Source organism: Paraburkholderia tropica, from assembly GCF_900109265.1.
GTDB lineage: Bacteria > Pseudomonadota > Gammaproteobacteria > Burkholderiales > Burkholderiaceae > Paraburkholderia > Paraburkholderia tropica.
In genome coordinates, this window is the sequence record NZ_FNZM01000019.1 from 35,746 (window position 1) to 57,958 (window position 22,213).

Annotated in this window: 19 protein-coding genes and 1 riboswitch; of the genes, 9 read left to right on the forward strand and 10 right to left on the reverse strand. The window is 69.1% G+C overall.

The window, feature by feature from the left end; translation table 11 throughout:
- The first annotated feature begins 187 nt into the window (after positions 1–187).
- Together BMY06_RS28485 and BMY06_RS28490 are read left to right on the forward strand one after the other, a co-directional pair.
- A complete protein-coding gene (locus BMY06_RS28485; RefSeq protein ID WP_065059510.1) occupies positions 188–1,159 on the forward strand; it encodes a glycosyltransferase family 2 protein in 972 nt (323 codons plus the stop codon).
- Positions 1,160–1,259: 100 nt separating this feature from the next.
- On the forward strand, positions 1,260–3,290 hold the full coding sequence (locus BMY06_RS28490) for a PAS domain-containing hybrid sensor histidine kinase/response regulator (RefSeq protein WP_080180678.1): 2,031 nt from the start codon (positions 1,260–1,262) through the stop codon (positions 3,288–3,290).
- A 40-nt stretch (positions 3,291–3,330) separates the two neighbouring features.
- Here BMY06_RS28490 and BMY06_RS28495 read toward each other — a convergent pair whose 3' ends face one another.
- Together BMY06_RS28495 and BMY06_RS28500 are read right to left on the reverse strand one after the other, a co-directional pair.
- Positions 3,331–4,164, reverse strand: coding sequence for a class II glutamine amidotransferase (locus BMY06_RS28495; protein WP_074986651.1), 834 nt, complete (start codon positions 4,162–4,164; stop codon positions 3,331–3,333).
- Positions 4,165–4,225: 61 nt separating this feature from the next.
- Entirely contained in the window at positions 4,226–4,906 is a 681-nt protein-coding gene (locus BMY06_RS28500; protein ID WP_065059508.1) for a MarC family protein, read from the reverse strand.
- Between the two features lie 258 nt (positions 4,907–5,164).
- Between BMY06_RS28500 and BMY06_RS28505 the strand changes: the two genes are divergently transcribed.
- On the forward strand, positions 5,165–5,392 hold the full coding sequence (locus BMY06_RS28505) for a DUF3311 domain-containing protein (RefSeq protein ID WP_065059507.1): 228 nt from the start codon (positions 5,165–5,167) through the stop codon (positions 5,390–5,392).
- Complete coding sequence (locus tag BMY06_RS28510; RefSeq protein WP_074986652.1) at positions 5,389–6,864, forward strand: sodium:solute symporter family protein; 1,476 nt, start codon at positions 5,389–5,391, stop codon at positions 6,862–6,864. The genes BMY06_RS28505 and BMY06_RS28510 overlap by 4 nt, the downstream gene beginning before the upstream one ends.
- Positions 6,865–6,923: 59 nt before the next feature.
- On the opposite strand, the gene BMY06_RS28515 is transcribed toward BMY06_RS28510, so the two are convergent.
- The 5 genes from BMY06_RS28515 to BMY06_RS28535 all read right to left on the reverse strand — a co-directional run bounded on the left by BMY06_RS28515 (position 6,924) and on the right by BMY06_RS28535 (position 10,690).
- Complete coding sequence (locus BMY06_RS28515) at positions 6,924–7,463, reverse strand: type II toxin-antitoxin system YhaV family toxin (protein ID WP_074986653.1); 540 nt, start codon at positions 7,461–7,463, stop codon at positions 6,924–6,926.
- A complete protein-coding gene (locus tag BMY06_RS28520) occupies positions 7,460–7,813 on the reverse strand; it encodes a type II toxin-antitoxin system PrlF family antitoxin (protein ID WP_244144440.1) in 354 nt (117 codons plus the stop codon). The genes BMY06_RS28515 and BMY06_RS28520 overlap by 4 nt, the downstream gene beginning before the upstream one ends.
- Positions 7,814–7,952: 139 nt before the next feature.
- Positions 7,953–8,684: a precorrin-4 C(11)-methyltransferase gene (gene cobM, locus BMY06_RS28525; RefSeq protein ID WP_065059504.1), complete on the reverse strand. Its 732-nt coding sequence runs from the start codon at positions 8,682–8,684 to the stop codon at positions 7,953–7,955.
- A gap of 18 nt (positions 8,685–8,702) precedes the next feature.
- The gene (locus BMY06_RS28530) at positions 8,703–9,461 is read right to left on the reverse strand and encodes a cobalt-precorrin-6A reductase (protein ID WP_074986654.1); all 759 of its coding nucleotides are present in this window, start codon (positions 9,459–9,461) and stop codon (positions 8,703–8,705) included.
- Entirely contained in the window at positions 9,458–10,690 is a 1,233-nt protein-coding gene (locus tag BMY06_RS28535) for a bifunctional cobalt-precorrin-7 (C(5))-methyltransferase/cobalt-precorrin-6B (C(15))-methyltransferase (RefSeq protein ID WP_074986655.1), read from the reverse strand. Before BMY06_RS28535 ends, BMY06_RS28530 begins: the two co-directional genes overlap by 4 nt.
- A 62-nt stretch (positions 10,691–10,752) precedes the next feature.
- Positions 10,753–10,946: riboswitch (cobalamin riboswitch) on the forward strand.
- 51 nt (positions 10,947–10,997) lie between these two features.
- Between BMY06_RS28535 and cobG the strand changes: the two genes are divergently transcribed.
- The 5 genes from cobG to BMY06_RS28560 all read left to right on the forward strand — a co-directional run bounded on the left by cobG (position 10,998) and on the right by BMY06_RS28560 (position 16,633).
- Positions 10,998–12,434, forward strand: a complete 1,437-nt coding sequence (gene cobG, locus BMY06_RS28540) for a precorrin-3B synthase (RefSeq protein ID WP_080180679.1) — start codon at positions 10,998–11,000, stop codon at positions 12,432–12,434.
- Positions 12,434–13,060, forward strand: a complete 627-nt coding sequence (locus tag BMY06_RS28545) for a precorrin-8X methylmutase (RefSeq protein WP_065059500.1) — start codon at positions 12,434–12,436, stop codon at positions 13,058–13,060. Before cobG ends, BMY06_RS28545 begins: the two co-directional genes overlap by 1 nt.
- Complete coding sequence (locus BMY06_RS28550; RefSeq protein ID WP_074986657.1) at positions 13,061–13,816, forward strand: precorrin-2 C(20)-methyltransferase; 756 nt, start codon at positions 13,061–13,063, stop codon at positions 13,814–13,816. It abuts the gene before it with no gap.
- Positions 13,813–15,540, forward strand: a complete 1,728-nt coding sequence (gene cobJ, locus BMY06_RS28555; protein WP_173816888.1) for a precorrin-3B C(17)-methyltransferase — start codon at positions 13,813–13,815, stop codon at positions 15,538–15,540. The genes BMY06_RS28550 and cobJ overlap by 4 nt, the downstream gene beginning before the upstream one ends.
- An 88-nt stretch (positions 15,541–15,628) precedes the next feature.
- Positions 15,629–16,633: a flagellar brake protein gene (locus BMY06_RS28560; RefSeq protein WP_080180680.1), complete on the forward strand. Its 1,005-nt coding sequence runs from the start codon at positions 15,629–15,631 to the stop codon at positions 16,631–16,633.
- Between the two features lie 25 nt (positions 16,634–16,658).
- Here BMY06_RS28560 and BMY06_RS28565 read toward each other — a convergent pair whose 3' ends face one another.
- The 3 genes from BMY06_RS28565 to cobN form a co-directional block, all read right to left on the reverse strand.
- The gene (locus BMY06_RS28565; protein WP_074986658.1) at positions 16,659–17,204 is read right to left on the reverse strand and encodes a vWA domain-containing protein; all 546 of its coding nucleotides are present in this window, start codon (positions 17,202–17,204) and stop codon (positions 16,659–16,661) included.
- A 128-nt stretch (positions 17,205–17,332) separates the two neighbouring features.
- Complete coding sequence (locus BMY06_RS28570) at positions 17,333–18,388, reverse strand: magnesium chelatase ATPase subunit I (protein WP_244144441.1); 1,056 nt, start codon at positions 18,386–18,388, stop codon at positions 17,333–17,335.
- 13 nt (positions 18,389–18,401) lie between these two features.
- The gene (cobN, locus tag BMY06_RS28575) at positions 18,402–22,190 is read right to left on the reverse strand and encodes a cobaltochelatase subunit CobN (protein WP_074986660.1); all 3,789 of its coding nucleotides are present in this window, start codon (positions 22,188–22,190) and stop codon (positions 18,402–18,404) included.
- Positions 22,191–22,213 lie beyond the last annotated feature (23 nt).

Genomic DNA, 22,213 nt, shown 5'->3' on the forward strand with positions numbered 1-22,213 from the left:
CGCAAAAACGCCCCGCAATGCAGCATCGGCCCATGCACCGCGTCCGTGCAGCGCGATGTGCGACGCGCCCACGCCGCCGCGCCAAACCGGCCGCAGCGTGCATACAGCGCGCCTTCGGCGTATGCTCGACCTCATGACCGCAGAGCAATCTGCACACTGGCAGCCGGCTTGCGCCGTCCGAACCGCCATGAACGTCTCCGATCCCGCCTCAGCCGCCGAACCCGGTCCCCGCACAGGACCGCGCGTCACCGTGGTCGTGCTCACGCGCAATCACGTGCGCCAGACCATCGACACCGTCGCGCGCCTCACCGCGCTGCCCGAGCGCCCCTACGTAATCGTCGCCGACAACGGCTCGACCGATTCCACCGTCGGCCTGCTCGCGTCGCTGTTTCCGCAGGTCCGCATCGTTCAGGCGCTCGGCGACCTCGGCATGGCGGGCTTCAATCGCGCCATTTCGCTCGCGCCGACCGAGTACGTCGCCTGCTGCGACGACAGCACGTGGTTCGCGCCCGGCGCGCTCGCGCGCGCGGCGCTGCTGCTCGACGAGCATCCGCAGGTCGCCGTGCTCAATGCCCGCGTTGTCGGCGACGACGAACGCGAAATCCACCCGGCCTGCCTGATGCTGCACGCCACCTCGCCCGCCGCCGACGAGCCGCCCGGCCCCACGCTCGCGGGCTACATGGCGGGCGCGTGCATTGTCCGCACCGCCGTGTTCCGCGCGCTCGGCGGCTATGAAACGCGCCTCTCGCACGGCGGCGCGGAGGAACTGGCCGCGCTCGACCTGCTGGCCGCCGGCCATGCGATCGTCTATTGCGAGCAGGCGCTTGCGCATCGCGAACCGCTCTATCGCGGCTTCACGCGCGCGCAGCACTGCGCGCTTGCGCGCAACGCCGCGTGGGTCGCCTGGATGCGTCTGCCGATGCGCGACGCGCTCGCCGCCACCGGCCGCGCGCTGGCCGTGTTCGCGCGTCAGCGCTCGCTCGGACCCGCCGGTTTCGCGCTGCTGCGCGGCGTGTTCTGGACCCTCGGACGCCGCCGCCGCGTGCCCGCGCATGTGGTGCAGCTCACCCGCCAGGTACGCCGCGCCGAGCGCCAGGTGCGCGCCGGCATTCCCGCCGTGGCCGAAAAGTACGACCGCGCGGGCCAGCGTGCGTGGTAAGCTGCGCGCGAACAGTGCCGCCCCGGCAAGGGGCGCCGGCCGCGGGCGCGCGCCTTGCGCGCCCCGATCATCTGAGAGACCTCAACGCGAAACAAGGACCATGACGACGTCCGGCTCCGCCCTGCAACCCGACTCAGGCCTCGCCGCCGAAGGCCATAGCGGACGCCGCTTCGAAGCGCTCGTGCAGCCGATCGAGGACTACGCGATCTTCCTGCTCGATCCGCGCGGCTACGTCGTGAGCTGGAACAACGGCGCGGCGCGCATCAAGGGCTACGAGGCCCACGAGATCATCGGTCAGCATTTCTCGCGCTTTTACACCGACGAAGCCAACGGCCGCCGCTGGCCCGAGCACGAGCTCGAACAGGCCGCGCTGCACGGCCGCTTCAACGACGAAGGCTGGCGCGTGCGCAAGGACGGCTCGATGTTCTGGGCCAACGTCGTGATCACGGCGCTGCGCGAACAGGACGGCTCGCTCGCCGGCTTCGCCAAGGTCACGCGCGACCTCACGGCCGAGCGCCGCCAGGTCGAGGCGCTGCGCCTGTCGGAAGAACGCTTTCGCCTGCTGGTCGAAAGCGTCAGCGATTACGCAATCTTCATGCTCGACCCGCAAGGCCGCGTGGTGAGCTGGAACAGCGGCGCGACCAACCTCAAGGGCTATCGCCCCGCCGAAATCGTCGGTCAGCATTTTTCCGTGTTCTATCCGCCCGAGGAAGCCGCCGCCGGCGCGCCCGAGCGCGAACTGCGCCGCGCCGCCGAAATGGGGCGCTGCATCAACGAAGGCTGGCGCGTGCGCAAGGACGGCTCGATGTTCTGGGCCAACGTCACGCTCACGGCCATTCACGACATGCACGGTCGCCTGACCGGTTTCGCCAAGGTCACGCGCGATATGACCGAAAGCCGCCGCACCGACGAACTCGAGCATTCGAGCGAGCAGATGAAGCAGTTCCTCGCCATGCTCGCGCACGAGCTGCGCAATCCGCTCGCGCCGGTGCGCAACGCCATCGCCACGATGCGGCTGATGCCGGGCGCGAGCCCCGAAATCGACCAGGCGCGCGATCTGATCGACCGGCAGATCGTGCATCTCACGCGGCTCGTCGACGATTTGCTCGACGTGGGCCGCATCACCTCCGGCAAGATCGAATTGCGCGAGGCGCCGCTCGATCTCTGCGAAGTGATGCGCCATGCCGTCGATGCCGCGCGGCCCTTCACGGCGGCGCGCCGCCAGCGCGTCGACGTGCACATGCCCGACGCGCCGATCGCCATGACCGGCGACCACACGCGCCTCGTGCAGGTGCTGCAGAACCTGCTGCACAACGCCTCGAAGTTTTCGCCCGACGAGAGCCGCATCGTCATCGACACGCAGAGCGCGGCGCGCACGGTGCAGATCCAGGTGCGCGACGAAGGACGCGGCCTGCGGCCCGACACCTTCGAGTCGATCTTCGGCCTCTTCAGCCAGGACCGCTCGATGCCGGGACCGAGCGAGAACGGACTCGGCATCGGCCTGATGCTGTGCCGCTCGCTCATCGAGCTGCACGGCGGCACGATTTCGGCGGCGAGCGACGGGCCCGGCATGGGCAGCACGTTCACGATCCGTCTGCCGCTGTCGCGCGCGAGTGCGCAGAGCGCGGGCGCGAATCCGCTCGGCGACGGCCTGATCAGCACCGTCGAGCCGATCGCGAGCGCGCACGACGCGGCCGCGCCGCTGCGCGTGCTCGTGGTCGACGACAACCGCGATTCCGCCGACAGCCTCGCGATGCTGCTGGAGTTGAAGGGCCACGACGTGCGCGTGGCCTATAGCGCCACCCAGGCGCGCGAATGCGTGAGCGACTTCACGCCCGACGCCGCGCTCATCGACATCGCCATGCCCGAGATCGACGGCTATGCGGCGCTGCGTTTTCTGCGCGCGCACCCGCCGCTCGCGCACACGCTGTTCGCGGCGATGACCGGTTTCGGCCAGGCCGCCGACGTCGAACTCACGCGCGCGGCGGGCTTCGAGATGCATCTCGTCAAACCGGTGGACGCCGCGCTGTTCGACGAGCTGCTCGCGCGCGCCGCCGTGCGCCGCGCCGCGCTCGCGCCGCTGGGACCGCTCGGGCCGCTCGGCCCGCTGGAACTGCCGCCGTCGAGCTGAGCGTTACAGCGCTCCCGGCCCGTACTTCGCGCCCCGTATTTCAGGGCATTTTCGGCACGAAATCCCGATACTCGATCTGCGCGCCGCGTACGACGATCGCGGTGGACTCCGGCACTTCCGCCCACGCGTCCGGCAGATCGACGATCGGCTCCGAGACGAGCAGATAGGCATCCTCGCCGACCGCATTGATGCGCGGATCGTCGGGATACAGCTCGTGCAGATGCTTGAACGACGTGCTATGAAACAGCGAACGCGAATTGCGCTCGCTCGAATAACGCACCGCCACGAGTTGTTCGCCGTCGCTCGCGCACACCGTCATGTTGAGCGCCGGCTCGATGCCGTGCGCCTTCGCCGTCGCCTCGACGAAACCCGCCATGCGTTCGAGCGCGAGCACGGGATCGAGTTCGAGACCGAAAGTCATCGCCAGATAGAACATCGCCTCCGAATCGGTCGAGCCTTCGAGCGCATTGAAGCGGCCCGGATCGATCGCGACCAGCAACTCGCGCCGCACCAGCGGAAAACTCTCGATCAGCCCGTTGTGCGCGAACATCCAGCGCCGATGCCGGAACGGATGGCAATTGGTTTCCTGCACCGGCGTATGCGTCGCGGCGCGCACGTGCGCGAGGAACATCGGCGCCTGCACGGCGCGCGCGAGTTCGCGCAGATTGCGGTCGTTCCAGGCCGGATGCACGCTGCGATAGCGATACGGAATGTCATGCGGATGCTGATACCAGCCGAGACCGAAGCCGTCGCCGTTGGTCGTGGTGGCGCCGAGCGTCGAATGCAGGCTCTGGTCGATCAGCGAATGGCGCGCGCGAAACAGCACGGTTTCGAGCGGCACGGCGTTGCCCGTGTAGGCGAGCCAACGGCACATGGAGTCACTCCTTCGTCTGACGATGTCGATGAGGGCGGCCGCGCCGGGCGCTTTCGCCCGCTCAGTTCGCGACGTGAAGCCCGGCAATCGGCGTGAGAAAGCCCGTGAGTCCGGTGAGTATGATCTGCACGCCGATGCACAACAACAGGAACGACGAGACGCGCATCGCCACGCGCGTGCCTTCCACGCCCAGATAGTGCGCGAGGCGCGCGGCGCGACTGTAGACGTAATAGATCACGACCATCACGAGCACCGAAATCGCCACCGACGCGATGCTCGACAGCAGCCATGCCGACAGCTTGTGCGTGCGGTTCGCGTTTAGCGCGATGGCCGTGGCAATCGAGCCGGGACCGGTGGTGAGCGGAATCGTCAGCGGAAAGAAAGCCTTGCCGGTCGCCGACCACGCGCTCACCGGCTTGACCGCCGGATCGTTCGCCACGGGCGGCTCCGGTTCGGGCGCATTGAGCATCTGCCAGCCGGAAACGGCCACCGCGAGACCGCCGCCGATACGCAGCGCCTCCATCGAAATGCCGAAGAAATGCAGGATCGGCGTGCCGACGAAAAAGGCCGCGAGCAGCACGAAACAGGCGTTGGTGGCGACGCGCTTGGCGAGCAGGCGGCGCTCCTCGTCGGTGAGCGTCGAGGTGCGGTCGAGAAAGACGAACGCGATGCCGATAGGGTTGATGATGCTGATCAGTCCGGTGAAACCGAACAGAATGTCGGAAATGAGGCTCTCGATCATGAAGGCAATCCGGTAAGGCCCCACGAGGGCCAGGCTGCGTGCAGTGTACCCAAAGCGATGCGCGGCGTGTCCCGACGGTGCCTGCCCGCGCGCGGGCCGCCGCACGCTTGATGCGACGCAACAACGATACCCGCGTACCGGCGCGCGCCGCAGGCGGGAGATCAGGGATTTTTGGCAGCTTTACGGGGCGCGTTCGCGGGAATAGAGTGGCGGGACCGCACCCGGACGCAACGTTTGCCTTCTTCCCAAGGAGTCGCCATGTCACTGAGGTTGCTTGCCGCCCTGCCCTTCATCGGCATCCTGCTGGGCGTGCCGTTCGTGAACCATACCGAGCCGCTCGTGCTCGGCATGCCGCTGGTGCTGGCGTGGATCGTGATGTGGGTCGTGCTGACCTCGGTGATCATGGCGATCGTCTACCGGCTCGATCCGTCGAACCGCGTCGCGCTCGACGGCGAATCCGACCTGCCGCGCGAGGTGCGATCATGAGCGCGCTTCTCATCATCGTGGCGATTACGATCGTGGCGCTCGCGCTCGGCATGCGCGCGCGGCGCGGCCACGACATGAATCTCGAACAGTGGTCGGTGGGCGGACGCAGCTTCGGCACCGCGTTCGTGTTCCTGCTGATGGCGGGCGAGATCTACACCACGTTCACGTTTCTCGGCGGCAGCGGCTTCGCGTACGGCAAGGGCGCGCCCGTCTATTACATCCTCGCTTACGCGACGCTCGCGTACATCCTCTCGTACTGGATGCTGCCGCCCATCTGGCGCTTCGCGAAGCAGCACCGCCTCGTTTCGCAGCCGCATTTCTTCGCGCGCAAATACAACAGCCCCGCGCTCGGCGTGCTGGTCGCGTGCGTGGGCGTGCTCGCGCTGGTGCCGTATCTCGTACTGCAACTGAAGGGCCTCGGCATCATCGTGACGACGGCCTCGTACGGCGCGATTTCGTCGACGGCGGCCATCTGGATCGGCGCGGCCGTGGTGACGGCCTACGTGATCGTCTCGGGCGTGCGCGGCTGCGCGTGGAATTCCGTCGTGAAGGACACGATGATTCTCGCCATCGCCGTGTTCCTCGGCATCTATTTGCCGATCCATCATTACGGCAGCCTCGGCGAGATGTTCCGCGCCATCGATGCCGCCAAACCGGGCTTCCTCACTTTCCCCGCGAAGGGCCAGAGCGTGACGTGGTTCCAGTCGACGGTGCTGCTCACGGCGCTTGGCTTCTTCATGTGGCCGCATACGTTCGGCTCGGTCTACACCGCGAAGGACGACCGCATTTTCCGCCGCAACGCGATGATCCTGCCGCTGTATCAGCTGATCCTGCTGTTCGTGTTCTTCTGCGGATTCGCCGCCGTGCTCAAGGTGCCGGGCCTCAAGGGCGGCGACATCGATCTCTCGCTGTTCCGGCTTTCGCTGCAAACCTTCGACCCGTGGTTCGTCGGCGTGATCGGCGCGGCGGGCGTGCTCACAGCGCTCGTGCCGGGCTCGATGATCCTGACCACGGCATCGACGCTGCTCGCCAACGACGTCTATCGCGGCGCGATGATGAAAACCACCGACGACGCACGCGTCGCGCGGCTCGCGCGCATGTTCGTGCCGGTGATCGCGCTGGTGGCGGTCGGCTTCACGCTCAAGGGCGGCGATACGATCGTCGCGCTCCTGCTGATGGGCTATAACTTCGTGACGCAGTTGTTCCCGGCGCTGGTGTGCAGCCTCGCGCCGCGCAATCGCGTGACGAAACAAGGCGCGTTCTGCGGGATTCTCGCGGGCGCGCTGGTGGTCGCGCTGACCACGCTGATGCACGTGAGCGTCGCGCAACTGATCCCCTTCGCGCCCGATGCGCTCAAGGACATCAATATCGGCTTTCTGGCGCTCGGCGTGAATATCGTCGTGCTCGCCGCCGTGAGCGTGGTGACGCAGCCGCGCACGCACGCGGATCACGAGCATGCGGGGGCGCATTGAGGGTGGGGGTTGACGGGCTGGCGCCGCATGCAAAAAAGGCCGTCTTGCGACGGCCTTTTTTATTTTGCTGACTTCGCAGCAGCGCTCGAAGAACCCGTCGCCTTCGCCAGTCCCGGCGTGGCGGCGCGCGCTTCGGCCAGCAACGTGTCCCAGTCGTCCGGCGGTCGCTTGCGGTCCAGCATCTTGCCGAACACCCGGTAGGCGTCGCTCGCCGAGCCATAGGCGCGCCGGGTCCGATCGTCGTTCACCCAGCCAAGAATGATCGTTCGACTCGGTTTGTGAAAGCGAAAAAACAAGCGATATTGCTGGAAAAATTTCGCGCGGAACCAGTGTTTGCGCGCATCGCCCAAGGTGTCGCCTTGCCGGTATTCCGCCTTCTCCGGATCGTCGGGGATCAGTTCCCAGGCAAGCTTCGCGATGGCCGCGAGCCGCCTGGTCGCGTTCTTCGTCAGGTAATCTTCCGGGAGCTTACGCTTGAGCGCCTCGACTTCTTCCAACAACGATTCGAGCTGATCGAGAAAGCACGGATGGGCGAAGATCGCCCATCCATTGACCACGAGTATCGGTGTCTGCGCGTGTGATGCCCCCGCCGTGGTCATTCGTCATCCGGGGAAAGGGCCGCATCGAGGTCGATCTCGACGCCTTGCGTCAACGTCCGGACACGCGCCACGTAGGCCGGCGGAAACGAGCGCAGCGTCTCCGGCCGATGCTGGATTTCGCGCGCGAGAAAATCCAGAAACGGCGCGAACGCTGGATCTTCTTCGTCCTCGGGCGCGGCGCGCTCCATCACGACTTCGCCCGACGACTTGACCCTGTAATGAATCTTGTCGCGCTTGCCGAGTTTCAGCGCGCGCCGGATCGGCTCCGGCACCGTAGTCTGATAGCGGTCGGTCAGCGAGGATTCCGCCTCGACCATCAGGTCCGCGTCGCGCACAAAAGAAGAGGCCATGATCGACTCCCATTGCATCCGTTCGTCATACATGCAATGGTAATGCAAACGCATTGCCTAGGCAATGCAACTGCATTGTCGTCGTTCAAGTCAAGCTCGAATCACGCTCGAACCCGTCAAATGCGGGGAAATGCGGGCCTTATCGCTTCCCCGCGCCATACAGCGTCGAATCCGCGAATCCCTCCGCGCCCAGCACGCGGCCGACCAGAATCAGCGCCGTGCGCTCGATATCGGTGGCTTGCACTTTCGCGACGATATCCGCGAGCGTGCCCGTCACGCGTTCCTCGTCGGGCCAGCTTGCCCGATAAACCACGGCCACCGGACAATCGTCGCCATAATGCGGACGCAGTTCCTCGACGATGCGCGCGATATGCCGCACGCCCAGGTGAATCGCCATCGTCGCGCGATGGCGCGCGAGATCGCCGAGCGCTTCGCCTTCGGGCATCGCGGTCTTGGTGGCGTAGCGCGTGAGAATCAGCGTCTGCGAAATGCCGGGCAGCGTGAGTTCACTGCCGAGCGTCGCGGCGCAGGCCGCCGTCGCGGTCACGCCCGGCACGATTTCATAAGGAATCCCGAGTTCCCGCAAACGACGGATCTGCTCGCCGATCGCGCCGTACAGCGACGGATCGCCCGAGTGCACGCGCGCGACGTCGTGTCCGGCGCGATGCGCACCATCAAGCAGCGCGACGATCTCGTCGAGCGTGAGCGGCGCGGTGTCCACCACCTGCTGCGCGCGGTGGCCGTCGAGGACGGCGGGCGGCACGAGCGAGCCCGCGTAGAGAATCACGGGACACGTGCGCACGAGGCGCTGGCCCTTCACGGTGATCAGTTCGGGATCGCCCGGACCCGCGCCGATAAAGTAGACGGTCATGCGTTGAAATCCTGCGTGTTAATCGGTGAATCGAAAGCTCGGAGCAACAAAAGCGCGAAGCGCGTCGATGGCCTCTTGCGGCGCGTCGAATTCGCGCTGTGCGGACGGCAGCGTCGGACGCCGCATCATCACCACGGGCAAGCCGCGTTCGCGCGCGACCGCGAGCTTCGCTTCGGTGGCCGCCCCGCCGCTGTTCTTGCTGACGATCACATCGAAGCGCCCCGCCGCGAACAGCGCGCGCTCGCCTTCGGGCGTGAACGGCCCGCGCGCGTCGATCACCTCGGCGCGCGCGTGGCCGGGATGTGCATCGAGACAGCGGATCGTCCAGTGCTGATGCGCGGGAATCTCGTCGAAATGCGCGAGCGGTTCGCGGCCCAGCGTGAACAGCGGACGCGCGAACGGTGCGAGCGCGTCCGTCACGCCGGTCCAGCCGTCGACGAAACGCCAATCGTCGGCCGCTTCCGGCTGCCACGGCGGGCGGCGCAGCGCCCAGTACGGCAGGCGCGCGTCGGCGCACGCCTGCGCCGCGTTCGCGCTGATGCGCGCGGCGTACGGATGCGTGGCGTCGAGCACGAGCGAGATCGCTTCGTCGGCGAGATAGCGCGCGAGTCCTGGCGCGCCGCCGAATCCGCCCACGCGCACGGCGCACGCGAGATCGGCGGGCACGCGGCCCAGACCCGCGAGGCTGTACACATGCTCGGGCGCGAGCGTGCGCGCGATGCGCAGCGCGTCGCCGGTGCCGCCGAGCAACAGGAGACGAGGCGCGCGCGCGCTCATGGCTTGCGCACGTCGTAGAGCGTGACGGGCAGCGCCTGGCGCCAGGTATCGAAACGCCCGAGCGGTTCCGCCTCGCCGATGCCGATGCGCGTGAGCGTGCCGCCGTGCTGCGCGCGCCACGCGACGAGCGCCGCCTCGCTCTGCACGGTCACCGCGTTGGCGACCAGCCGCCCGCCCGGCGCGAGCCGTTCCCAGCAGGCGTCGAGCACGCCCGGCACCGTCACGCCGCCGCCGATAAACACGGCGTCCGGCGCGGCGAGGCCCGCGAGCGCATCGGGCGCACGGCCCGCCACCAGTTGCAGCGCGGGCACGCCCAGCGCGTGGCGGTTGTGCTCGATGAAGCGCTGACGCTGCGCGTTCGCTTCGATCGCGATCGCGCGGCAAGCGGGATGCGCGCGCATCCATTCGATGCCGATCGAGCCGCTGCCCGCGCCCACGTCCCAGAGCAGCGCGCCCGGCGTCGGCGCGAGGCGCGCGAGCGTGAGCGCGCGCACATCGCGCTTGGTGAGCTGGCCGTCGTGCTGGAAGGCGTCGTCGGGCAGGCCGGGTGTGAGCGTCCAGGCATCGGCACGCCGGGCGTCGTCGGCCTCGCATTCGAACGCGACCAGATTGAGCGCGGCGCATTCGTCCACTTGCCACGCATCGGCGCGGCCTTCGATGCGACGTTCGAGCGCACCGCCCAGATGCTCGAACACGCTCAGGCGCGTCGCGCCGAAACCCTGCGCGGCGAGCAGCGCCGCGAGCGCGGCGGGCGTGCGGCCGTCGGCGCTCAGCGCAAGCACGCGCGAGCGCGCGAACAGATGGCGGCGCAGCGCGTCGAGCGGACGGCCGACGAGCGACACCGCCGCCACGTCCTGCAAGGCCCAGCCGAGCCGCGCCGCCGCCAGCGACAGCGACGACGGCGCGGGCAGCACCGCCATTTCATCGATCGGCACATGACGCGCGAGCGTCGCGCCCACGCCGAAGCACATCGGATCGCCGCTCGCGAGCACGCATACGCGCGACTGCGATTGCGACGATTCGCGCAGCGCCAGCAGCGGCGCGACGCTGAACGGCTGCGGCCAGGCCTCGCGGCGCGCCCCCACGCGCGCGGGCAGCATCGCGAGATGACGCTCGCCGCCCGTCACGACATCCGCCTCGAACAGCGCGCGCCGCGCGGCGCGTCCGAGTCCCGCGTATCCGTCGTCGCCTATGCCGATCACCGTCAGCCACGCCCGCCTGCCCTGCATCCGATCTCCGTTCCGGGTTGCGCGCGCGCCGTTTCGTCTCGCGGAGCACGCTGGAAAACGGGCATAATACCGCTTCCGCCGGCGCCGGACGGGCCTGAAAACCTCGACGGCATAAAAGGGAACACAGCAAAACTGTGGCCGCCCCCGCGACTGTGAGCAGCGAGACCGCATCCACCCGAGCCACTGGTTTTACCGGGAAGGCCGATGCGGCCGCCGACCTGCGAGCCAGGAGACCTGCCGGCCGAACGACTGTTCGTGCGAGCCCATGCCGGGCGGGGTGTACCGGCGGCCATCGTCCCGCCAGCGCATGCCGCGCCGGGGCGCTCCGCCTCGCGCGACGCAACCACGGTGTCCCTTGAATTACGATTCGCAGCCCGCTTCGTCCCCTGCCACGCTTGCCGAGGCGCGCCGCTCGGCGTGTCCGGGGCTCGTGCGCGTCGTCGCGGCGCGTGACGGCGGACTGTGCCGCATCCGTCTGCCCGGCGGCGTGCTGAGCGCCGCCCAGGCGCGCGCCATCGCGCACGCGGCGCGCACTGATGCCGACGGCACGCTCGAACTGACCAACCGCGCCAACGTGCAGATTCGCGGCGTCCGCGCGGGCCAGGAAGCGGCGCTCACGGCCGCGCTGATCGCCGGCGGCCTCGGCCCCGCGAACGGCGTGCAGACGCCCGCGAATCTGTGCGCCGCCGACGAGTTGCGCAATCTGATGCTGAGCCCGCTCGCGGGCCTCGATCCGCACGCGCTGTTCGACACCACGACGCTCGCCGCGCCGCTCGTCGCGATGCTGCAAAACGAGCCGCGCTTCGCCGCGCTGTCGCCGAAATTCGCCCTGCTGATCGACGGCGGCGAGTCACTCGCGGCGCTCGATCATCCGCACGATATCTGGCTCGCGGCCACGCGCGAAGGCGACGCAACGCGTTTCGCGTTCGGTCTCGCCGGTTGTCCGGACGACGGCGCGACCGGCTCCATCGCCGCCACGCAGGTTCAGGCGCTGATCCGCGCGCTGCTGCATGCGTTTCTCGATCTCGCCGCGCCCGAACAATTGCGCATGCGCGACGTGATCGCCTCGCACGGCGCCGCTGCATTGCTCGACGCCGCGCAACGTCATGCCGATTTCGCGATCCCGACGCCACAGCCCGCCGCCGATCACCACGCGCCCGCGAACTGGCAGCGCCCGCGCGTCGATCTCACGCGACGCCTGGGCGCGCACGCGCTGCACGCGAACGGCGACGGCTACGTCGGCGCGCAACCGCCGCTCGCGCGCCTCGACGCCGCCACGCTCGACGCGCTCGCCGACCTCGCCGAACGCCACGGCGACGCCACGCTGCGCATCACGCCGTGGCAAGGCGCGCTCGTGCCGCACGTCGCGCGCGCGGCGCTGATGCCCGTGCTCGACGCCCTGCGCGCGCTCGGCCTGAGCGTCGACGCCGCCGATCCGCTCGCGCGCACGATCGCCTGCACGGGCTCGGCGGGTTGCGCGAAAAGCCGCGCCGACACCAAGGCCGACGCGCTGCGCCTCGCGCCGCATCTGCCGCCGCACGTGCAGGCGCACCTGAGCGGCTGCGAGCGCTCCTGCGCCGCCGCGCACCGCGCGCCGTTCACGCTGCTGGCCGCCGCGCCGGCGCATTACGACCTTTACGAGCGCGACGCGAGCGCAGCCGGTTTCGGCCGCCTCGTCGCGCGCCACCTGACCCTCGAAGCCGCCGCGCATGCCATCGCGCAGCGCGCCCCGGAGCCTTTTTGATGTCTGATTACATCCGCGACGGCCAGGCGATCTATCGCGAGTCGTTCGCGACGATCCGCGCCGAAGCCGATCTCGCGCACATTCCCGCCGACCTCGAAAAACTCGCCGTGCGCGTGATCCACGCCTGCGGCATGGTCGATGTCGCCGCCGACCTCGCGTTCTCGCCGGGCGCGGGCGACGCCGGCCGCCGCGCGCTCGCGCACGGCGCGCCGATTCTCTGCGACGCCAAAATGGTCGCGTTCGGCGTCACGCGCGCGCGCCTGCCCGCCGACAACGCCGTGATCTGCACGCTCGACGATCCGTCCGTGCCCGCGCTCGCGCGCGAACTCGGCAACACGCGTTCGGCCGCCGCGCTCGAACTGTGGCGTCCGCATCTCGAAGGCAGCGTCGTCGCGATCGGCAACGCGCCCACGGCGCTGTTCTATCTGCTCGACATGATCGCGGCCGGCGCGCCGCGCCCCGCGCTGATCCTCGGCATGCCCGTGGGCTTCGTCGGCGCGGCGGAATCGAAAGCCGCGCTCGCCGCCTCGACGCTCGGCGTGCCCTTCGTGGTCGTCCACGGGCGGCGCGGCGGCAGCGCGATGGCCGCCGCCGCCGTCAACGCACTCGCTTCGGAGATCGAATAAATGTTCGAGCACGAACCGAATCCCACGCCGCGCACCGGCCGGCTGTACGGCATCGGCGTCGGTCCCGGCGATCCCGAACTGCTCACGCTGAAGGCGCTGCGGCTGCTCAAGGCCGCGCCCGTGCTCGCCTACTTCGTCGCCAAGGGCAAGAAGGGCAACGCGTTCGGCATCGTCGAAGCGCATCTCGGCCCGGAGCAGGAGCGCCTGCCGCTCGTCTATCCGGTCACGACCGAAACGCTCGAACCGCCGCTCTCGTACGAGACCATCATCGCCGACTTCTACGACGACGCGGCGCGCACCGTGGCCGCGCATCTCGACGCGGGCCGCGACGTGGCCGTGATCTGCGAAGGCGATCCGTTCTTCTACGGCTCGTACATGTATCTGCACGACCGCCTCGCCGCGCGCTACGAAGTCGACGTCGTGCCCGGCGTGTGCTCGATGCTCGGCGGCGCGGCGGTGCTCGGCTCGCCGCTCGTGTACCGCAACCAGAGTCTCGCGGTGCTCTCGGGCGTGCTGCCCGAGGATCAACTGCGCCGCCGTCTCGCCGACGCGGACGCCGCCGTCATCATGAAACTCGGCCGCAACTTCGAGAAAGTGCGCCGCGTGCTCGCCGATCTCGGGCTCGCGAAGCGCGCGCTCTACGTCGAGCGCGCGACCATGGCGAACCAGCGCATCGTGCCGCTCGACGATGTCGATCCGATGGCCTCGCCGTATTTTTCGCTGCTCGTGGTGCCGGGGGAAAAATGGCAAGCATGAACGCCGAACTGCGCGCGCCCGCCGTGATCGTGCTCGGCCCGGGCGCGCTCGCCACCGCGCAGCGCGTGAAGGCGTGCTACGCGGGCGCGCAGATTCATGCGCTGCAAGACCGCGCGCCGGGCGACATCGCGTTCAGCGAACTCGGCGAGCATCTGCGCGAGCTGTACCGGCGCGGCACGCCGCTCGTCGCGCTGTGCGCGGCGGGCATCGTGATCCGCTGCCTCGCGCCGCTGCTCGCGAACAAGGGCGCGGAGCCGCCCGTGCTCACGCTCGCCGAGGACGGCAGCGCGGTCGTGCCGCTGCTCGGCGGCCTGACCGGCGTGAACGTGATGGCGCGCGAGATCGGCGCGGCGCTCGGCATCGCGCCCGCCATCACGACGAGCGGCGAACTGCGCTTCGGCACCTGCCTGCTCAATCCGCCCGACGGTTATGCGCTGTCGAGTCTCGCGCAGGGCAAACGTTTCGTGTCCGATCTGCTCGCGGGCGACGCCACGCGCATCGAAGGCGACGCGCCCTGGCTCGATCACGTCGATCTGCCGCGCGACGCTGCGGCCGCGCATGCGATCCGCGTGAGTCCGCACGTCTGGGACGGCGATCCCGCGCAACTCGTGATTCATCCGCGCAGCGTCGTGGCGGCCGTGCGCGCCGCGCACGAACGGCTCGCGGATCACGTGCAGGCCGCGCTCGACGAGCACGGTCTCGCGACGGCCTCGCTCGCGGCGCTGCTCGCGCCCGCCGCGCTGATGGGCGACGCGTCGCTCACGCAGGCGGCGACGGTGCTGCGCGTGCCGCTGCGTTTCGTCGATCTCGCCCATGACGCGGATCACGCGCGTGCCGCGCACCTGATCGACGCCCTGAAACTGCACGACGCCACGCCGCACGCCGACGACGCGCACGGCATCGCGCTCGCCGTCGCGCGCGCGCCGCTCGACGCGGCCACGCTCGGCCAGGCGCGCGGCAAGCTCACGGTGCTCGGCCTCGGGCCGGGCCGCGCCGACCTGCTCACGCCGATGGCGCGCGCCGCGCTCGACGACGCCACCGACATCGTCGGTTATGCGACTTACGTGGACATGGCCGGCCCGCCGCGCCCCGGCCAGCGCCGCCACGCCACCGACAACCGCGAGGAATTGCAGCGCGCGCGTCACGCCTTCGAACTCGCGTGCGAAGGCCGCCATGTGGCCGTGGTGTCCTCGGGCGATCCCGGCGTGTTCGCGATGGCCGCCGCCGTGCTCGAAGCGCTCGAAGGCGCCGACGATCCGCGCTGGCAGCGCGTCGAACTACAGATCGTGCCGGGCGTCTCGGCCGCGCTCGCGACTGCCGCTCAGGCCGGCGCGCCGCTCGGCCACGACTTTTGCATGCTCTCGCTCTCGGACAATCTGAAGCCGTGGTCGGTAATCGAAAAGCGTCTGCATCACGCCGCGCTCGCGGACCTCGTGATGGCGTTCTACAACCCGATCTCGCGCGCGCGTCCGTGGCAGCTCGACCGCGCGCTGGAGATCGTGCGCGCGGTGCGCTCGCCCGAGACGCGCGTGGTGCTGGGCCGCGACGTCGGCCGCCCAGGCGAGACGCTGCGCACGACGACGCTCGGCGAACTGCAATCGTCGGATGTCGATATGCGCACGATGGTGATCGTCGGTTCCTCGACCACGCGCGGCTTCCCGCGCGGCGGCGCGCAGGAAGCGCTGCGCGAATGGGTCTACACGCCGCGTTTCTATGCGGAATAAATCGCAAGGCGACTCGTTGAGTCCGCACTGAAGTTTTGTCGCGGCGCGCCGTTAACGCAGGGAATCTGTTACTCACCCTGGCGCGCCGATGACCGACACTCTTGCCACCGCTTCCGCTGCGGCTTCCGAAGTCGCTTCTGAAATCGCATCTGCGACTGCTGCAGTTTCCGCAACTCCCCACGACGCCACGCCGCTCACGCCCGCCGATCTACCGGTCGGCCAGCCGCTCGACTGGCCCGTCGTCGACGAGGACGGCACGCTGCTGCTGGATCGCGGCGCGTCGCTGGTCGGCGACGCCGAACGCGACTTCCTGTTCCGCCATTTCGCGCCCCGCCGCGGCGACCTCGACGCGTCCGCCGCCGGGTCGTCCGCCACGCCCGCCGCGGCCCCCAAAAGCGACGAACCGCCCGCCACGCTGCCGAGCGTGCGCGATCTGCATCTGAACATCGGCGCGCTGATGGGGCTGCGCCCGCAGCAAGGCGCGAGCGGCGCGCCCATGCATCCGTGCAAGCTGATCGGCTTCGCGCCGAACGAGGCGATCTTCGTCACGCTGCCTTATGCCGATGGCCGCCCGATCGAGATCACGCCCGGCGAGAACGTCGAACTGGTCGCCATCGCGAGCCAGGCCGTGTATCGCTTCGTCTGCACGATCCACGCGATCTATCAGGCGCCGCTCGGCTATCTGGTGCTCTCGAAGCCCGCCAATATCCGCCTGCTGCGCGAGCGCAAGTCGATTCGCGTGCGCGCGCAATTTCCGGTGCGTTACGGCATCGGCGCGGACAGCGAGGGTTATCAGGGCGTGGCGCTCGCGCGCGGCATCAGCGCGCTCGGGCTCTCGATTGCCGCGCCGTGGGCGCTCGGCAAAGTGGGCGAACGGCTGCGCGTGGCGTTCCGTTTGCGTTCGGGCGATCTCGACACCATGATCGAATCGAGCGCGGTGATCCGCAACGTGCAGCAGGAAGACGGCACGCCGCCGCTGAGCACGCTCGGCCTCGAACTCGACGGCCTCACGCCCGCCGAGCAGATGGCGATGAAGGTCTACGTGTTCGATCGCCAGGACGACGTGCTCTACTGGACCGGCGCGGCGCGCTGAGCGCGCTGAACGCGCCGTTCCGCCTTCAGGCGAGCATTGCGTCGGCGTCGATGCACGCGCCGCCCCACGCCTGCGCGAGCGCGCGGCAGCGTCCGAGACGCAGCGCCGACGCCTCGCAATCGACCACGGTCACGTGATCGGCGTGCGCGGGACGCGCGGGAAATTGCGTCGTGCGGCCATCGCTGAACAGCCACAGATGACGCGCGCGTCCAGGATCGCGGCGCGCGGCGCGTTCAAGCAGTTGCGACGCGCGCGCGAGGCCCGCTTCGAGCGGCGTGCCGCCGCCCGCGCCCACGGGCTCGATCCAGCGCTCGTTCCACCAGCGCGGCACGGCGGGACCGAAACGCAGTTCGGCGCGCGCGCCGCCGAAGCAGATCAGCGCCACTTCCACGCGTTCGCCGCGCGCGCGATCGAATAGCGCGATCAGCAGCCCTTTCGCGAGCGCGAGTTGACCGCGCGCGAGCATCGACGCGGAACAATCGAGCACGAAGCAATGCAGCGCGCCGCTGCCGGTTTTGCGCGGCGCATAGCGCAGATGCGCGGCGCGCAGCGCTTCGCCGCGTTTGGCCATGAGCGTGGGCGGCCAGGCGATGCGCGCGTTCGGCGCGGCATCGCGTGTGAGACGCGCCTGCGCGCGTCCGGGGCCATCACGCCGCCGTGCGCCGCCCTGTGCCTGGGCGGCGGCCCTTGCCCGGCGGCTCAGCGTTTTTTTGCGGGCAGCGGGATCACGCCTTTGACCTGGCGCGCGGCGACCGGCTCGGGCGCAAGCTCGCCCCAATCGGCATCAGAATCGGTCATGATTTCGGATTCGCGCTGATGATCAGAAGCATCGCGCGATGGCTCCGGCGCCTGCGCATTTCCACCCGGCGCAGGCGGCTCCGGCATCGCGCGACGGCGATGCGCGAGCACCGCGTCCGCGACCGCATCGACGTGATCCGGCGTGATCTGCGCCGCGCCTTCGAAGGCCGCGAGCGCACGCGCCGCGCGCAGCATCACGAGATCGGCGCGCAAGCCGTCCACGGCCGCTTCCACGCAGCGTTGCGCCGCGCGTTCATGCACCGCATCGCTCCAGTCGAGCGCATCGAGCGCCGCGCGCGCGGCGCGCAAACGCTGCGAGAGTTCGCGCTGCGCCGCCTCGTGCGACGCGCAAAACGCCTGCGGATTCGCATCGAACGCAAGCCGCGCCTTGACGATGCGCTGACGCTCGCTCGCATCGTGGCAATTCTCCAGCTCGACCATCAAGCCGAAGCGGTCGAGCAATTGCGGACGCAGCTCGCCCTCTTCCGGATTCATCGTGCCGACCAGCACGAAACGCGCGTCGTGCGTGTGCGAAACGCCGTCGCGCTCGACCGTGTTCACGCCGCTCGCGGCGGCGTCGAGCAACGCGTCGACAAGCGCATCGGGCAGCAGATTCACTTCGTCGACATAGAGCACGCCGTCATGCGCGCGCGCGAGCAGTCCCGGCGCGAAGCGCACGGCGTTCTCGCGCAGCGCGGCTTCGAGATCGAGCGTGCCGATCAGCTTCTCCTCGCTCGCGCCGAGCGGCAGCGTGACGAACGCGCCATCGGGCAAGAGCGCCGCCAGCGCGCGCGCCGCCGTGGATTTCGCGGTGCCGCGCGGGCCGCTCACGAGCACGCCGCCGATCGCCGGGTCGATCGCCGCGAGCAGCAGCGCGCGCTGCAACGGCGCCTGGCCGACCAGCGCGGCGAAGGGAAAGGCGGGACGGGTCCCCGCTTCGTTCATGATTCGGCTCATGCTTCGGATTCCTTCATTGTGCTTCCATCTTCTGCCCGGCTTCGAGCAAACGCTGCTCGACGCGCTCGCGATGCTCGCCCGGCTGCTGCCACAAGCCGCGCTGCATCGCCTCGATCAGACGTTCGCAGATCGCGTGCAGTGCGTGCGGATTGTGGCGCTCCATGAACGCGCGCGTGTCGTCGTCGTGCACGTAGGCATCGGCGACCAGCGCGTATTGATGATCGCCCACCACGCGCGCGGTCGCATCGTAACCAAACAGATAATCGACGGTCGCGGCCATTTCCGCCGCGCCCTTGTAACCGTGCCGCTTCACGCCGTCGATCCACTTCGGATTGACCACGCGCGAACGGATCACGCGCGCGATCTCCTCGTGCAGCGGACGAATGCGCGGCGCGGCGGGATTGCTGTGATCGGCGTGATAGAGCGTGGGCTGCGCCTGCGAGAAGTGGCGCGCGGCGGCGGCCATGCCGCCCTGGAACTGGTAGTAGTCGTTCGAGTCGAGCAGATCGTGCTCGCGGTTGTCCTGATTCTGCAGCACCACGTCGATGGTCGCGAGGCGCTTGCGGAACGCGTCGCGCGCCTCGTCGCCGGCGCTTTTCTGCGCGTAGGCGTAACCGCCCCACGCTTCGTAGGCCAGCGCGAGATCGGCGTCGCTCTGCCATTGCCGATGATCGATCATCGATTGCAGACCCGCGCCATACGCGCCGGGCTTCGCGCTGAACACGCGCCAGCCCGCGCGGCGACGCGCTTCGGCCGCCTCCATGCCGTCGGTGATCAAGGCGTCGCGCTCGCGCTGGATACGCGCGCGCAGCGGGTTCAAATGCTCGGGCTCGTCGAGTTCGGCGACGGCCTGCACGGCGGCGTCGAACAGATGCATCACGTTGGGAAACGCGTCGCGGAAAAAGCCCGACACGCGCAGCGTCACGTCGATACGCGGACGATCGAGCGCTTCCACCGGCATGATCTCGAAGTCGATCACGCGCTGACTGCCCGCCGCCCACTTCGGCCGCGCGCCGATCAGCGCGAGCGCCTGGGCGATATCGTCGCCGCCGGTGCGTATCGTCGCCGTGCCCCAGACCGACAGGCCGATCGCGCGCGGATAATCGCCGTGCTCCTGTAGATGCCGCTCGATCAGTTGCTGCGCCGACTTCATGCCGAGCGACCAGGCCGCCTGCGTGGGCACCGCGCGCGTGTCGACCGAATAGAAGTTGCGCCCCGTGGGCAGCACGTCGGGACGGCCGCGCGACGGCGAACCGCTCGGGCCGGGCGGCACGAAACGGCCTTCGAAACCGCGCCGGAGCTGACGCAATTCTTCGTGGCCGCAGGCGTCGAGACGCGGCAGCACGTCGTCGCGCAAACGCGCGAGCACGCGCGCGGCTTGCGGCCAGACTTCGGCATCGATCTCCGCGCCTGCGTCGCCGCACACATGCGCGATGAAGCGCGCCGCCAGCATGTCGAGCCGCTCGCGCGTATCGCCCGCGTGACGCCACGGCGCGTCGCTGAGCCGCGCGAGCGCGTCGGCGCGCGGGCCGGTCCACGGCGCGGCCCAATCGACCGTCGCGGCATCGAGCAGATGATCGATGCGCAGATCGCGCGCAAGCGCGTCGATCAACCCCGCGTTCGCGCCCTGCCCGTCGCCGCATGCGTAACGGCCGAGCGCGAGCAGCGTGTCGCGCCGCTGCGTGCCTTGCGGCGACGCGCCGAACGTATGCAGCCCGTCGCGGATCTGCGCTTCCTTCAGCTCGCACAGATAGGCGTCGGCGCGCGTGAGCAGTGCGTCTTCGGCGTCGGCGCTCGTGGGCGCGTCGATGCTCAATTCCTCGTGCAGCTTGTGCTCGACGATCGTCGCGAGAATGGTTTTGCGCAGCAGCTTCGCGCGGCGCGGATCGACCATCAAGGCTTCGTAATACTCGTCGACCTGACGTTCGAGATCCTGCAGCGGCCCGTAGTTTTCGGCGCGCGTGAGCGGCGGCATCAGGTGATCGACGATCACGGCCTGCGCGCGGCGCTTCGCCTGGCTGCCCTCGCCCGGATCGTTGACGATGAACGGATACAGATGCGGCAGCGGGCCGAGCACCATGTCGGGCCAGCACGTGTGCGCGAGCGCGACGCTCTTGCCCGGCAGCCATTCGAGATTGCCGTGCTTGCCGACGTGCGCGATCGCATCGATGCCGAAGCTCTCGCGCAGCCAGAAGTAGAACGCGAGATACGCGTGCGGCGGCACGAGGTCGGCGTCGTGATAGTTCGCGTAACTGTCGTCGCCGCGCGAACGCGACGGTTGAATGCCGACGAACACCTGGCCGCAGCGCCAGCCCGCGATCATGAAGCGTCCGCGGCGCACGCCCGGGTCCTGCTCGGGCGCGCCCCAGCGCGCGATCAGCGCGTTTTGCGCCTCCGCGGGCAGTTGCGCGAAATAGCGCCGATAGTCGTCGAGCGCGAGACTCTGAAACGCGGGCCGCAGCGCACGCGTGTCGGGATCGTTGGTCACGCCCTGCGTGAGCGTGTCCATGAGCGCTTCGCCGTCCTCGGGCAGATCGGCGACGCGATAGCCTTCGTCGCGCAACATGCGCAGGATGTTCACCACCGACGCGGGCGTATCGAGCCCCACGCCGTTGCCGATGCGCCCTTCGCTCATGGGATAGTTGGCGAGCACGAGCGCGAGTTTTTTCTGCGCGTTCGGCTGCGTGCGCAGGTGGCACCAGCGGCGCGCGAGTTCGGCCACGAACGCCACGCGCTCCGCATCGGGCTGATAGCGCACCACGTCGACCTGCGTGTGCTTGCAGTGATACGCGAGACCCTTGAAGCTGATCGCGCGCGTAATCACGCGGCCATCCACTTCCGGCAGCGCGATATGCATGGCGATGTCGCGCGAATTCAGGCCGTGATTGTCCTTGACCCAGTCGTCGCGATTGCCGCCGCTCAGGATCACCTGCAACACCGGTGCGTCGCCCGCGAGCGCGAGCGGTTCGGGGTCGTCGAGCGCCGAGGCCGCGAACGCCGTGGTGTTGAGCACGAGCGCGATGTCGTGTTCGGCCGCGAGACGGTCGAGCACGTCGCGGCTGATCGCGTCCTTGAGCGAGGTGATGGCAAGCGGCAGCGGATTGAGTCCGCGCGCGAGCAGCGCATCGATCAGCGCATTGAACGCGGCCGTGTTCGCGGCCTGCAGATGCGCCTTGTAAAACAGGATCGCGACGACGGGCGCGCCGGGCGTCCAGCGCGCGCGCCAGTCGTCGGCGGTGGCCACGTCACGCGCCGGATGATAGATCGCGGCGGCGGGCAGCACGACCGGCGGCGCCGGCTCGCGGCCCCAGTCGAACGCGCGCCACGCGAGCGCGCGCAGAAAACCTTCGGCATTCGCCGCGCCGCCTTCGCGCAGATAGCGCCACAAAAGACGGCAAAAATCCGGCTCGGCGCGACTCCTGGCGATCAGGTTCGGATCTTCCTGCAAGTCGCCCGAGAACATCGCGAGCAGTTGCCCGCGCTGCTGCGCGAGCGACACGACCTGCTCGATGCCGTACGGCCAGTAGGCTTCGCCGCCCAGATGATCGACCACGACCACACGCGCATGCCTGAGCACGTCGTCGATATAAAAATCGACCGACGCGTTCTGGCGCAGATAGGTGACGTTCGCGAGCCGCACGCCCGGAAAACCTTCGGGCAGGCGCGGCACGACGCTCGCCAGCAGCGCGAGCGTGGTGTCCGCCGAACTCAGTACGACGATCTCGGCGGGCTGTTGATCGATGCGGATCACGCCCTGCGTGTCGTCGACGAAACCGCCCGGCGTGGTGCGCAGCAAATGCATGGGTGTCGCTCGTTGAACTGCGT